Origin of the sequence: Vibrio sp. VGrn 2, assembly GCF_009361695.1 — a bacterium.
Taxonomy (GTDB): Bacteria; Pseudomonadota; Gammaproteobacteria; order Enterobacterales; family Vibrionaceae; genus Vibrio; species Vibrio diabolicus.
The window spans coordinates 135,333-149,756 of sequence record NZ_RBWD01000010.1 but is presented as its reverse complement, the minus strand read 5'-3'; the positions used below and the strand labels follow the sequence as shown (position 1 = coordinate 149,756).

Annotated in this window: 12 protein-coding genes; 9 read left to right on the top strand and 3 right to left on the bottom strand. The window is 40.8% G+C overall.

Features of this window, described 5'->3' with window-relative positions; translation table 11 throughout:
• Positions 1-55 precede the first annotated feature (55 nt).
• Complete coding sequence (locus D8S93_RS16850) at positions 56-469, top strand: ATP-binding protein (protein ID WP_264674659.1); 414 nt, start codon at positions 56-58, stop codon at positions 467-469.
• 50 nt (positions 470-519) lie between these two features.
• Here the strand turns inward: D8S93_RS16850 and D8S93_RS16845 are convergent, their stop codons facing one another.
• The 3 genes from D8S93_RS16845 to D8S93_RS16835 form a co-directional block, all read right to left on the bottom strand.
• On the bottom strand, positions 520-711 hold the full coding sequence (locus tag D8S93_RS16845) for a hypothetical protein (RefSeq protein WP_012842175.1): 192 nt from the start codon (positions 709-711) through the stop codon (positions 520-522).
• Between the two features lie 34 nt (positions 712-745).
• The gene (locus D8S93_RS16840; protein WP_005395669.1) at positions 746-1,081 is read right to left on the bottom strand and encodes an Hpt domain-containing protein; all 336 of its coding nucleotides are present in this window, start codon (positions 1,079-1,081) and stop codon (positions 746-748) included.
• A gap of 429 nt (positions 1,082-1,510) precedes the next feature.
• Positions 1,511-3,661, bottom strand: coding sequence for a serine/threonine-protein kinase (locus tag D8S93_RS16835; RefSeq protein ID WP_152814373.1), 2,151 nt, complete (start codon positions 3,659-3,661; stop codon positions 1,511-1,513).
• Between the two features lie 312 nt (positions 3,662-3,973).
• On the opposite strand from D8S93_RS16835, the gene tagH reads away from it, so the two are divergent.
• From tagH to tssA, 8 genes are read left to right on the top strand one after another with little or no spacing between them, the layout of a single operon-like run.
• Positions 3,974-5,167, top strand: a complete 1,194-nt coding sequence (tagH, locus tag D8S93_RS16830) for a type VI secretion system-associated FHA domain protein TagH (RefSeq protein WP_152814371.1) — start codon at positions 3,974-3,976, stop codon at positions 5,165-5,167.
• A gap of 11 nt (positions 5,168-5,178) precedes the next feature.
• Complete coding sequence (tssJ, locus tag D8S93_RS16825; protein ID WP_005395676.1) at positions 5,179-5,634, top strand: type VI secretion system lipoprotein TssJ; 456 nt, start codon at positions 5,179-5,181, stop codon at positions 5,632-5,634.
• A gap of 21 nt (positions 5,635-5,655) precedes the next feature.
• Positions 5,656-6,981, top strand: a complete 1,326-nt coding sequence (gene tssK, locus D8S93_RS16820; RefSeq protein ID WP_152814369.1) for a type VI secretion system baseplate subunit TssK — start codon at positions 5,656-5,658, stop codon at positions 6,979-6,981.
• A gap of 11 nt (positions 6,982-6,992) precedes the next feature.
• Positions 6,993-8,285, top strand: coding sequence for a type VI secretion system protein TssL, long form (tssL, locus tag D8S93_RS16815; protein WP_152814367.1), 1,293 nt, complete (start codon positions 6,993-6,995; stop codon positions 8,283-8,285).
• Between the two features lie 16 nt (positions 8,286-8,301).
• Positions 8,302-11,820, top strand: a complete 3,519-nt coding sequence (tssM, locus tag D8S93_RS16810) for a type VI secretion system membrane subunit TssM (protein WP_152814365.1) — start codon at positions 8,302-8,304, stop codon at positions 11,818-11,820.
• The gene (gene tagF / locus D8S93_RS16805) at positions 11,802-12,497 is read left to right on the top strand and encodes a type VI secretion system-associated protein TagF (RefSeq protein ID WP_048625112.1); all 696 of its coding nucleotides are present in this window, start codon (positions 11,802-11,804) and stop codon (positions 12,495-12,497) included. The genes tssM and tagF overlap by 19 nt, the downstream gene beginning before the upstream one ends.
• A gap of 9 nt (positions 12,498-12,506) precedes the next feature.
• Entirely contained in the window at positions 12,507-13,301 is a 795-nt protein-coding gene (locus D8S93_RS16800; protein ID WP_005398381.1) for a PP2C family protein-serine/threonine phosphatase, read from the top strand.
• Positions 13,294-14,412 carry a type VI secretion system protein TssA gene (gene tssA, locus D8S93_RS16795; RefSeq protein ID WP_152814363.1) on the top strand — a complete coding sequence of 373 codons (1,119 nt, stop codon included), beginning with the start codon at positions 13,294-13,296 and terminating at the stop codon, positions 14,410-14,412. Before D8S93_RS16800 ends, tssA begins: the two co-directional genes overlap by 8 nt.
• The last annotated feature ends 12 nt before the right edge of the window (positions 14,413-14,424 follow it).

Here is a 14,424-nt window from a genome sequence, read left to right as displayed (position 1 = left end):
CGGTGGATCCCTTACTCACTCTCGAAGTGCGAGCAAAGAGGTTGCTAAGTTTTTAATGGATAATCAAGTATCGTTAAGTACGGTTCAGTCGTTGGAGCTTTGTGTTGTTGAGCTTATGAACAATGCTTACATCCATTCTTACAGTGAAATTGAAGGCAAGCCGATAGACGTGGAGTGTAGGATTAGATGTGACCCAATGTCAGATTTCATTGAACTTAGGGTTTCTGACTACGGAGCGTCAATCAATGAAATGACATTCAACCAACATAAAAATAAACAGATTGAGGCTCCTAACTTAATGGATGATGATAGTTGGTCTGCTTCAGGTCGTGGACTGATGTTAGTCGCTCAATTATCTGATCAGTTCAAGTTAGAAAAAGAGATTGGAAAAAACACGTTTGTTTTAGTGAAGAGGAACGGCGAAAAACTAACAACCAAGCAAGATCTATTCACCCCACCTGGTCCCTAGCGTTAATCTGACGGTTACGTTGTATGTTATTGTTACGTTGTATGTTATTGTTATTTTGTATTTGTGGTTGGTGCAGGCGACAATAATGCTTCCAACTCTTCTGGTGTCAGTATATCACTGATGTTTAGCATATTGCTCTCATCATCTAACGCCATCTTTGTACGACTAAGCAAGTACCTCTTTTGAGTTGGCGTTAAGTCTTTGAGAGACTCAATCAGCTCCTTGAAATTGCTATTGTTCATTGCCATATTTCCCCCAGTTAAGCCTTAATTTGTTTTATTGCATATTCTTCAAGTAAGCAAAGATTTGTTGATTAATGGCAGCTAGCTCTTTAGTAACTATAGCTATATCTGAGCTATCTGGCTCGTTATCGTTTCTTGTTTCTGCTTCTATTTTTGTGAAAACAATGACAGCGGTTTCTTCCCCAAAGCTTTCTAGAATGCCCTTTAGACTGTGAGCCAATAAGTAGAGTTCCGGCCAACATTTGTTTGCGTACAACTCATTGATACGCTGTATGTCATTGGCGTGGTCTTCTAAGTATGTGGAAAAAACGGTGACGATAAGATCTACGTCGTTCTCCATGTATTTATTGAGAACATCAAAATTAATCATGTTTACCTCTGACTAACCGCGAGGTAGAAAAATGTATCGGATAGGAACGTTGAAGTGGGGGGAGTTGAGCGCTGAACAGTGTGCTTATCACTTGAGCTAGACTCATAAAAACAAAGTTATTGTTCGGTACACTTTGACTTATATACAAGTGTCTATGATCTAATCTTTTGTGCAAAGCATTTTGCACTCGTGTCGTGGCAACACAAGTTACGTGATAGTGGGTTACAAATAAAATGCTGGGTTGGGAACAGTCTTGTCTACCTAGTTTAAAGCAATCATCAAACAAGTAAGCCAAGCGCTCGCCAACTTTGACTATTCCTTCAGTCAAGGTTAACTCTCCTAATCGAGTACAAATACAAGTTAGCAACCTAGTTGCATAATGGCAAGTAGCTTGACGCAAAAAAGGGGCCTTGCGCCCCTTTTGTACAATTAGCTTTGCTTGGAGTCCTGTTCTACCTGCCTCATTAACTCGTTCGCTTTCTTCATTGCGCGCCTTGCGCTTGTGGTCCTTCTCTTATTGAGCAGTATGTCGGAGAAGCGCAGGTATTTATCTGCAGTTTTGAATCTCAAATCGTTAATATCTTGAAAACCGATAGGAAAGTTCTTCGAAAACTGATCAACATCTTTCACTAAGTTATCGAGGTGAGTTGTTGTTCTTGCCTTTTCTAGGCGGTAATAGAAGTTTTCAAATTCCTCTTGGAACAAAATTCGAGCAGCCTCGTCCGGAAATGGTAGAGGATCCTTAGAGTCTAGCGCGGTCTCATACAGTTTCATTTCGAGAACTGCATCTTTCATCGCGTTGCTTATTTTTAAGTTGTTTTGATGCTCTTCAACGTTTGAGAAGAAAGTATTCCCAACCTTAATTAGCGCAACAAGTGCTGCAGCATCTTTATTTTTGAGTGCTTCAGTTAGGTGTTTACCAAAAATATCGCTAGATAATGAGCTTGGTGTAAATGGGTAATCCTGATGAATTTGATTTAACTCATCTTTCAGTTCATAGATGGACTTACTGTCTTCTTCTTTACTGTATCGAGACTTTTCCAGTTGGCTATTGATTTGTCTGGCTATCGAAAGCAATGTGGAGTGCTTGCTTGATTGAATATCTAACGCCAGAACTTCAATTTTATGTGAGTCAGGGTAGTAGGCTTTTGCTTTGTTTAGTACAGACTCGATTTCATCATAATTTGGATAGTTGTTAGCATCAGAATTCAGAACCTGATCAATTTCAGATTCAAACTCACTTAGAAGGTAGCTCTTGTGCTGACGTAGTAAGCCAGCTTTAATCACCGGGTGTAAGTTTTTCTCACTATTAATCAGTGACAAGCTTTTTTCTGGCGGTGTATCAAGCAACCATTCCTGCCCATTAATCTGATCATTTTGCTTGTTAATCGCTATTTCTAAATCAGAGATGGTTTCTTGTTGTTGTTGATAGCCAAATACGATTCCGGTAACCAATAGTACGCTTGCAGCTACACCGCTAACGATAGGCCAATATCGCATGTTCAACTTTTGTTTTAACTGCTCTGGGGTAAGGTCTTTGGGGATGATGCCAGTTGAAAACACGCGTGCAAAGATAGGCCACTTAGATGCTGGCATATTAGCAGGTTTCGAGACCTTCATTTTCTTTTTGAGAGCTTCATTAACAGGAGTTCTTGAATAAGGATGCTTGCAACTCAATAACTCGTAAGCAATACAAAATAGCGCAAACATATCGTCGCTTAAGTTTGGTTCTTTACCCGACAACAAGTTGAGCGATGCGTAGTTTGGAGTATAACCAAGAGTCTCCACATTTTCGGATTTACGTTTAGCTGCGTATTGATCTTGCTTTAATTGATGAGTTTTAGATACACCAAAGTCGAGTAATTTAACATTACCTTCAGACGTTAAAATGACGTTAGCGGGCTTTAAATCGGCATGCACGACACCAAGTGAATGGGCGTAAGACAGCGCGTCAAATACCTGATTTAGAATCGATAAAGTTGCATTAAACTTCAGCCCATGCGGCCTAGAGCGTTGTATTAAATTCTCTAATGTTTCCCCATTAATATATTCCATCACTAAGAAATATATTTCGCCATCGACACCAAAATCAAAAACCCTAATAATATTAGGGTGACTTAATCTTTGTGTTTGCTGAGCTTCACGTATCAACATGCGTGCAGTCTCTGGTTGAGATGCAAACTCTTTTTGTAAAATCTTTAATGCTACGTAAGGGGTTTCTGAACCTGAAGATTCTAATATCTTATCTTTTGCCAAATAAACATCACAAAGTCCGCCATGGCCAAGAACCGACTCGATTTCATATCGATTTTTGACAGTTGTGCCTATTAAATTCTCATTAATAACATCTTTGTCATTATTTGATGTGTTATTTTTATTGTTTATTTTCTTATTAACTAACGGAGTGTTTTCTTTTTGAGACAGTTTTGTATTTGTTTCATTTTTATTTTGAACGGAGCCTTCATTGCTAGCAACTTTATTTGATTGAATTGCATTGTCTCGTTTTTGAGTCTTTACAATTTTAGTTTTGTCTCCGCTATCTTTATTATTTATAGAATTGTTTTTATTGCTGTCTTCCATCACAAGAACTCCGTATAAATGATGGGGGAATATATACCTTTCTGCTCAATGAAAAGTCATTATGTTAGAATTTCGCGGCCAAACTAACATTCGTTTTTTTATTGATGAAAGTCTAAGTGTCAAAAATTTGAACTTGGTTGGATAATTAAAATTGTTGAACATTACGTGATTGCTTTGATAAAAAAATGATTCATTATTCCGTGCATGATTTTCAATGGCAGGTTTAAGGTTTTTATTAATCTTACTGTTAATAAGAAAGTGACTAATAATAAAATTAAAAATAATATTTAGCAGGTCTTTGGCGAGGTTTACATGAAGTTGGTTTTAACCATAACAAGTTTTCACAAATTTACTCCAGAGATTGAGAGTGAGTTTGTGTTTGAATCAAGTGATGAGCATGCCAAAGTTACGTTTGGTCGGTCTGAGCAATGTGATTGGACACTGCCAGACCCTGAAAGAGTAGTATCCGGAACTCACGGAGAGCTCATCAAGTTTGGTGATAAATACTTGATAAAAGACTTATCAACTAATGGCACGTTTGTTAATAACGCTGTGACACCTGTGGGCCAAGGAAATGAGATTGCACTAAGTGACGACGATACGGTTAGTTTAGGGGATTACCAAATTTCAGTAAGTATTCAAACTAGCACTGAGGCATTCAATAATCAGGAAAGTAACTTTCGTTCCAGTTCAGAACCTGAAGCATTCTCGAGTTCATCTGAAGCAGAGTTTGTAGACCTCGGCCTTAGTGCCAGTGAGCTTTTGAATGAGAGTGTTCCTTCTGACTTTCAATTAGATATTGGATTAGTCGATGATTTTATTGATATCCCCAAACCAGAAAAACAGAGTGTAGATTCTACACCTGTACCGGAAACCCCACGACAGCTAGAACGTCAACCAACTCCCAAATTTGATAGTAAAGGGAGCGAGCTTACGGCGTTCATTAAAGGAGCTGGTATTGATCCAACGATGATTCCCAGCGATAACAGAGAGCAATGGTTTGAACAGCTGGGGGAATCATTTTCTTTGATGTTAGTTGGTTTAATGGAAACGCTGCACAATCGCGCGGTATTTAAACAAACAAATCGACTTAGTCATACTGCGTTTCGGAAGTCAGAAAATAATCCTCTGAAGTTCTCTGCGAATTTAGAAGATGCAATTCATAACTTATATAACCGTCAAACTGCAAGTTTCCTAAAGCCAAGTGCAGCCATTAAAGAAGCGTTTAGTGATATAAAAAGTCATGAACAAGCGTTAATGAAAGGTGTTGAGGGTACGGTTTCAAGTGTTATGTCGCTTGTTGAACCTACGTCGATATACTCAGAAGCTTTAGCTAAAGACACGGTTATTAATAAGGTTATTCCAGCAAGGAAATATGCTCAAAGTTGGAAGCGGTTTGAGGATATTCATGAAAAGCTATCCGATGACATTGTCAATAAAGAATCTCCATTTTATTTAGAAGATTTCGCTAAACACTATGAGTTAGCATTAAAAAATAAAAGCTAGGAAATAGGGTGATGAAAAGAGTTTATCAGTACATTTTGTTATTAATTTCAATGGTTTTATTTGGATGCTCAGCAGCCAATTTAGTTGTTGACCCATATTCAGATTTAGAAATAACAGCAAATCACAATATTAACCCTGACTCCAATGGTAGGCCATCCCCTGTAGTAGTGTATGTTTTTGAGTTAACATCAAATACCCTTTTTGAAAGTCAGGATTTTTTTTCAATTTATGAAGAAAGTGAAAAAGTATTAGGCCCTGATTTAGTGAATAAATATGAAATATCATTAACTCCAGGTCAGAAAGAAACATATCAGGCAAGTATGTCTCCAAAGACTGAATACTTAGGCATTGTGGCAGCGTTTCGAGATATTGAAAATTCAAATTGGCGACAAGTCATTGAAGTGGATAAGACCGGTTACAACACCTATCAAATTCTGTTAGAAGATCTGTCTTTGGTCGTAAAATAACGTTTAGTTGGCTAATTATAAATGACGCAATACTCCAAGACGGCTTGGTGCGAAGGGATGTTTTTACGTCCCCAGCACTTTCAACAACATGAACGCGCAACCTCTCTAGAATTCAAAGGCTTACATCAGTTTGGTGGGGCTTATAATTGGGGGGTTTGGAAATGTCGAGTAAAAGAACATGCATTAAAAGATGGTCTGATTGAATTAGATCACTTTGAGGCAGTTTTGCCAGATATGACTCTGGTTAATACCTTAACAGCCAGCGATTCGGTTGTGCCTTTATTTATTGATAAAGACGTAGAAAATACGTTAGTAAAAATCACTCTTCCCCTTTCAAATGTCAAAGGTAAAAATGTATCTGATGTAAGTGAGGCGATCGTTTCTCGTTATGTACTTAAAGACGTTGACGTTATAGATAATCTCACTGGGCAGGATGAAGAAACGATTCAAGTCGCAGCCCTAAACCTGGAACTGAAAGCCAGCAATGACAAATTAGCGGGTTATGTTGAGTTACCGATTTTGAAAATAAAAGAGGTAACGGCAGAAGGCGAAGTAATACTAGACGATTCGTATGTTCCACCGCTTATCAATTTACTTAGCGACAAAGTTATGTCGGCTTACTTGCGTAACGTTATTGCGATGACAAAGATGCGTGCCGACGTTATTGCGCAGCGATTGATTAAGGGCAAAGCCGCATCTGCATCTGCTGTTGATTTCATCATGCTACAAATGTTGAACAGGTATGAGGCGATGTTAAAGCACTTTAGTGACCTAGACAGGCTACATCCATTGGAATTAGCTACGACCCTGAAAGGTTATATTGGTGAATTAGCTACGTTTTCTGACAAAACCAAGAGGATGCCAAGCTTACTTACATACGATCACTTAGATGTATCAAGTGTTTATAGCGAATTGAATCAAGTTCTGAGTCAATATCTGAGCGTTGTCCTTGATCAAACAGCAAGCAAACTTCCTTTGGAGCCACGACAATATGGAATTCAAGTGACGCCACTTCCAGATAAGCGTTTACTTGAATCATGCCAGTTTGTGCTTGCGGTCAAAGCTGATACGACAACAGATGAAATCAGACGTTTAGTCCCGGCGCAGCTCAAGTTTGGACCAGCGGAGCAGATTCGTGATCTGATCAACAATCAGATTAATGGCATAAACGTAGCGCCATTGAGTGTAGTACCGAGGCAGATCCCTTACCAAACGGGTTATGTCTACTTCGAAGTAGTCAAGAAAGGCCCGTTTTGGATGAGGCTGAAAGACAGTGGTGGTATTGCGCTGCATTTATCGGGGCATTTTCCGAATGCTGACCTTGAGCTGTGGAGTATTAGTCAATAGGTGTGCTCAGTATGGAACAAACGATCATAAAACCAACACCGGGTGGAAGAGCACCCGCACCGAAACCACAATCAGAAAAGTCAGCAGATAATACGGTAGTTATCTCAAAAAGTCCTGAATTGGTGAATAACGATTCAGTGGTTGCTTATGGGAACAACCCTTTATTGGCAGAAGCGAATGGTCTTTTATCCATTATTGGTCAAATTCGAGCGACAGCGACTCATTCTGACCCGTTGTTTCTAAAAGAGACGTTGGCACAAAAACTTAGAGATTATGAGAACCGACTACGCCACCACGACGTTGATTTGGACACTATTGATACGGCTCGTTACTGTTTGTGTTGCTCGTTAGATGAAGCGGTGCTCAATACTAATTGGGGGGGGCATTCATTTTGGAGCCATGACTCATTGCTTAGTTCTTTCTATGCCAGCAGCCAGGGTGGGGAAGCGTTCTTTAAGTACCTTGATAAGTGCATGGCACAACCAGATACAAATTTAGATTTGCTTGAATTGATGTACGTGTGCCTATCGCTTGGGTTTCTCGGCCAATATCGTTTGGAAAAAAACGGACTGGAGTCTCACCGAAAACTGAGAAGGCAGATTATCGCTATTCTTAAGTCTTACGGAAGAGGGATACCTCAAGAGCTAAGCAATAGTATCGAACAACACATTTTGAATGGCTCTAAGGCTTCCGACAGAGCTCCTCTCTGGGTTGTGTGCTCCGTAACGGCTGCATTATTGGTTTGTATATTTATGTATTTTAGCTATGAGCTAAACAAGGCTTCCAACCGCACCTTTTCTCAATTAGTCAATTTGGTTCAACCGCAACAGCTTAACCAAGATACAACGTCAGAATCAAAATCAGCGCCAATTGCAGAAAGGATCTCTATGTATCTGGCAACCGAGATCGGGAAGGGGCTAATTAACGTCGAGCCGTTGCAAGACAGGGTAAGAATTTCGTTAAAGTCGCAAGATCTATTTGAATCAGGTAGTGCTGATGTTGTTGCGTATATCCAACCCGTAATTTCTAAACTCGCTAGAACGTTGGAGTCGACCCAAGGCAAGATCATTGTGACAGGTCATACCGATGATAGGCCAATTTTCACGAGTAAATATCCTTCGAACTGGCATCTATCACTAGCTCGAGCTACTGCTATGTCTGAACAACTTATCTCGAATAGCGCACTAGAAGGTCGAGTCATACCAGAAGGTCTGGGTGATGCAAGACCATTGGTTGAAAACAATAGTGACGAAAACCGAGCTATTAACCGTCGAATTGAAATCGACCTCCTTGTCGCGAATTAATAACAGGTAGATAGAGATGCGTATTAAAGAAATTGGCAGAATATTTACTCAAAGGTGGTTTCTCGGTCTTATCGGTGTCGCTGCTTGTTCAATTTTTATTTGGGTTGTTGGTCCACTTATCACGATAGCGGGATATGAGCCACTAAAGAGCGACTTCCAACGACTCGTCACGATTTTGGTGCTGGTGTTTGTGTGGGCTTTATTCAACGTGACTAAGCAGCACAAGCAAAAAGTTAAAGAAGACGAAAGTATTCAAACGTTACTTGAGGTTGATAGTCAGTCAGATAAAGAAGCGGCGAGTGAAATTGACTTAATGCGCGAGCGTATTGAGCAAGCTGTCAAAGTAGTAACGAAAACACATAAAGGAAAGCGAAGCTTATATGACTTGCCTTGGTATGTGTTGATCGGCCCTCCAGGGACAGGGAAAACAACAGTGCTAAAGCAGTCAGGGCTGGAGTTTCCGTTAGTGGATAGCCTTGGTTCTGACTCTATTGCTGGTGTCGGTGGAACTCGTCATTGTGATTGGTGGTTTGCAAATAAAGCCGTTCTGATTGATACGGCCGGTCGATACACGACACAAGACAGTCAAGAAAAAGTCGACTCTAAAGCATGGCACGGTTTCTTAGGGTTGTTGAAAAAATATAGAACGCAAAGGCCAATTAATGGTGCAATTGTCACGATCAGTTTAGCCAGTGTGATGTCGCAGACAAGAACCGAGCGAAGCCTTCATGCCCGAGCTATCAAGTCGCGCCTTCAAGAACTGAAGAATCAGTTAGGGATGCAATTTCCTATTTACGTACTACTGACCAAAATGGATTTAGTTGCGGGTTTCAATGAGTTCTTCTCTGATCTAAGTAAGGAAGAGCGTGAGGAATTGTTCGGTTTCATGTTTCCGCGTGAAGTGGCTGATGAAAGAGGGGTTATTTCTTTATTCAATAAAGAATTTCATGGCATGTTGGAGCGCCTTGATGCTCGAATGCTGAGAATCCTTGAAACTGAAGATGATTTAGAGAAGCGAGCACTTATTTTTGAATTTCCTAAACAGCTAAGGGTATTGCAAGCTAACCTTGATGAATTTTTAGCGGAAATATTTGCACAAAATAGTTTTGAAGAGCCAGCCTTGATTCGTGGTGTGTTTATGTTGAGCTCGGTCCAAGAAGGCTTACCAGTCGATAAGTTAATGAATGAATCGACCAATGGACTTGGACTAAATCGCCTCGCTCTAGCAAAGAGCCCAACAGGGTCTCATAGTTATTTCGTGAAGAACTTGTTTGATAAGGTTATTTTCAAGGAACAACTGTTAGGAACGGTTAATCGTCACTATCAAAAGCAGTCAGGGTGGATGCGCCGAGGTGTTTACATTGGCTGTACTTCTCTACTGCTAGGTGCGTCTGCACTTTGGCTTATGAGCTACAAGTGGAATTCTCAGTTGATTGTCGATACCAATGAGCAAGCCGGCCATATTGAAGCAATGATTGGTGCTGAGAGCCTAGATTTTGAGGCGGATATTATTTCAGCCGTAGAGACATTAGATCGATTGATGACGCTTCCTCTAGGAAAGCAAAGCAACTACGGCGATGCTGATTCCGTAAAAAGGTTTGGTCTCTATCAAGGAGATAAAGTCTCACAGGCGGCAAACAATGCATATTCTGATGCGTTGACCCAATATTACGCTCCCTTGCTTCTTGATAGCTTGGTGACGGAAATGGAAAGTAATCAACAGCATCGAGAGTATTTGTATGAAACGTTGAAAACTTATTTGATGTTATTTAATCCAGACAAATACCAACAAGATGAAGTGTTGGCTTGGTTTAACTTCTATTTTGAACGTCAATATCCGGGTGAACTAAATATAGACTTAAGAAAAGGTCTGTTACAGCACACTCAAAATTTATTAGAGAATGATGGACAAGGCTTTTCTTATAATACTGCTGCCGTGACTAATGCTCGCGAGGTTTTGACACAAATGTCTCTACCAGAACGTGCTTACCAGCGAATGAAGATACAATTTTCGAAGAGTCATGTTCCTTCATTTCGTTTGACTGATGTCTTGGGACCTAAAGGGCTTGAGCAGTTTGAACGAGCGAGTGGAAAGCCGTTATCACAAGGCATTTCGGGCTTTTATACGTACAATGGCTTTCATAGCATTTTTCAGATTCAGATCAACCGTACAGTAAAAAGCCTAATGGAAGAGAACTGGGTTTATGGTGACGATCTTAAGGCTCATGAAATTGATCAAGATAGCGCTATTCAAGGAGTCCAATCTCGATACTATCAAGATTATGTGAATGAATGGAAAACTCTGATCGAAGATATTCAACTTAAGCAGGCTCCGAGCCTAGAGCTTGCAACAGAACAAGCTAGAGTTCTATCTGGAGTTGAAAGGCCAATCGAATCGTTGTTGAAGGCAATCCAAAAAGAAGTTGGTTTGTCGAAAGTATCATTGTCAGAAAATCAGAAGGCCACTTCTGAAGTCGCAGGTAAGGTTGCCAAAGTTAAATTTTCGAATACGGCAGATAGACTAGACATGTACTTGCCTGAAGAAAATGGTTTCAATGTTGCACTGCCAGGTAAAGAAGTCGAATCTCATTTTTCGGAGATCTTACGTCTCGGCGAACAAGACTTTGATGATATTCAACAAGCTATGGTTAACTTGCGCTCGTATTTAAGCGATTTATCAAGCTCAGGTAATAATCAGAAAATTGCTTACAAAAGTATTTTAGATGGGACCGTTACACAAGATGTGGCTGCTTCCTTTGCTCGCGCTAAAGAACTTTTGCCTAGGCCATTTAATCAATGGCTAGGTGAACTTTCTCAAGAGTCAGTTAAGTTTGCGGAGAGCGGGTCGAAAGATCATCTAAATCAGCTTTGGGTAACGCAAGTGGTGCGCCCTTATCAGCGGACGATTGCGGGTAGATACCCATTCGAGCCAAATGCGAGCAGAGAAGTAAGGCTGAAGGACTTCAAACGTTTCTTTGGTTATGGAGGTACGCTTGACTCATTCTTCCAAGAGTATCTTGAACCGTTTGTCGATACGTCGAAAAGTCGTTGGCGATTAGAAAAGGAAATTGGAGTTCGTCCAGAAACGCTGATGGTCTTTCAAAGAGCGAAGCGTATCAGGCAGTCTTTCTTTGAATCTGATAATTCATTGCGCGTAGAGTTCGGTATGAAACCAGTGTATCTGGATCAGCACATTACTCGGTTTGTTCTAGAGTTAGGTAAGCAAGATTTGGTTTATAAGCATGGACCAGCACGAGCTAAATCCTTGACCTGGCCTGCGGGTCAAGACCAGACTCGAATAGTGTTCACACCACCTGAATCTAAACGAGAGATTGCCCATACTTATGAAGGTGAGTGGGGCATATTCAAACTGCTAGATCAATCACTTAAAGCAAGACCAGAATCACGTAAAGACAACATAGTTATGATTGATTTAAAGGGAAATAAGGTGCAACTAGAGCTTATTCCGTCTAGTGCTATTAATCCGTTTTGGTCAAATGAAATGGAGAGGTTCAGATGTCCACGAACCTTGTAACATCAGCCTGGGGTTATATCGGTAAAATGCCTGCAAAAGGCGACTTTGTGAAAGATGGCTTATCACAAGACTTTTCAGAGCGCTGGCATGACTGGCTGCAGGCTGTTATTGCAGTCAGCAGAGAACAATTGGGTGAAAGTTGGAATGAGCACTTTTTAACCGCGCCTGTGTGGCACTTTGCTCTGGATGTTAGTTACTTAGAAGACTCGACATACATTGGTAGCATGATTCCTAGTGTAGATGCATGCGGTAGATACTTTTTCTTTACTATAGCTCGTGCCGTAAAAGGTGAAGCTGCGCAATATTGGGAGGACAAAGCTTGGACCGAGGACAGTGCATCTCTTGCCCTAGCAGTACTTGAGGACGACTTTGTATTTGATGTTTGGCATAAGAGCATGCAAGAAAAAAACGATTTAGTGGCGAATGTAAAAAGTGAAGTGCGGCCTCTTAAGTTTCTTTATCAAAGCCAAATATCTACGATTTTTCATGATCAAGGTGGAGCAGATCAAAGCGCACTTTTGAATTACCTCATTAAAGAAAAATTGAGTAAGCCATGCTTTTGGTGGACTGAAGGCTCTACTCTAGTTGAACCATGTATGTTTATGACCAGCGGTTTCCCTTCTATTGGTCAATTTTCTGCCATGCTTGATGGCGGTTGGAAAAAGTGGAATTGGTAGGATAGAAGAATGAATTGGAACTATTTTACCTTTGCTAAATCGCACGCAGGAAAAGTACGCCCTTATAACGAGGATGCTCTTTTAGATATGACAGAGCAGCATATTTGGGTTGTAGCCGATGGAATGGGTGGGCATAGTGCTGGCGACATAGCAAGCCAGATGCTAGTGGATAGAATCGCGCGCCATATGCAGGATGTCCCAAATACCAATATCGATGATATCCGGAGTGTGGTTCAAGCCGCGAATTTAGAAATTTATCAATACGCACAAAATCACTTAGACGGTAAAACGATGGGAACAACTCTCGTTTTGTTGTTTATCCAGGACGGGTATTACCACTGTCTTTGGGTCGGTGATAGCCGAATTTACCAGCTTAGAAATGGTCATTTTTCTCAAAAAACACGCGATCATAGTCAAGTTATGGATTTAGTCGATCAAGGGTTATTGGCATTTGAAGATGCTGAGTCACATCCTCTCGCAAATGTTATTACCAGAGCTGTTGGGGTAGATGAGAGTATCACTATTGATCAAGTTTCGGGGCAGTTGGCTGACGGAGATCAATTTCTTCTGTGTAGTGATGGGCTTTCTAAAGAATTAACGAGTGATGAAATTCACCGGACATTGTATGCGGACTCAGTAAATCAAGCAGGATTAGCGCTCATGCATTCGGCGTTAGTGAGAGGTGCAAGTGATAACGTTACTTGTGCGTTAGTCAAAGTTCGCCAAGCGCAGACAGAATTTGAAGCAGTAACGAGAGAAGACGCGACGATCCCCGTTTTTCTTAGAGGGAGGTCTTATGAATAGTGAGATGTTCGATTGGTATGAACAAGCGTTGGCTCCGATATCTCAAGAGAATCCCACAGGTGTTGACCCTAGAGAGGATGTATCGCCACAGTCTGCTTATTACCGATTAAAAGATCAGCGTATGGCTGCGCGAAATGCAGAGCGCAATGCACTTATAGAAGAAGAAAGTATTTATACCCACAGTAACTTATGGCGGGTATTTATAGAAGAAGTACCAGAGATACTTACGAATCAATCTAAAGATTTAGAGTTTGTTGCTTGGCTTATAGAGGCTCTAACTCGATTGTATGGTTTTCGCGGTATGGGCGTTGGGTACAAACTCGCTACTGAGTTCATCGAGAAGTTTTGGGATGATCTCTATCCAATGCCTGATGAGGATGGCATTGAAACAAGAATATCGGCGATTACTGGCCTCAATGGTATCGATAGCGAAGGAACACTTATTTTCCCTATTGCTTGTATCCCGCTTACTGACGTAGGCGTTGAGCAAGCGTATGCCTACTGGGAATATCAGCAAGCTATTGAGTTGGAGCGTTTAGATGAAGATAAGCGCCGAAATCGAGTCGATCTTGGCGCTACAGAGTTATCTGATATTACAACTACAGTTAAATCTACCTCTGATGCTTTTTATCGTGAGCTAATCGCTGATCTGGAGTTCGCCACAGAGTCATTTAATGAATTCAGTCAGCGATTAGATGAAGCGGTAGGTGATGTTACTCCTAGCTCTTATATATCAAAAAGGCTTGAATCAATACACTCGGCATTAAAGCATCTCCTTGGAGAGCGTTTTAATCAACCACAAGCTGTGTTTGAAGAACTGGAGGAGGTGGATGAATCTACTTCTTCGGAACAACAAGTGAGTTCACAAAGTTCTGATGCACTATTAGCGACAAACATGAAATCACGAGAGCAGGCGATTAGACAATTGCAGCAAGTGGCTGATTTCTTCAGAGAGAGTGAGCCTCACTCACCAGTTTCTTACTCCATCGAACAGATCATTCGTTGGTGTGGAATGCCTCTGCCGGAGTTACTGGCGGAACTTATCTCCGACGGAGATGCAAAGAAAAGCTACTTCCGTTTGGTTGGCATAGCAGAACAAAATGAAAATTAATAAAGGGAGAAT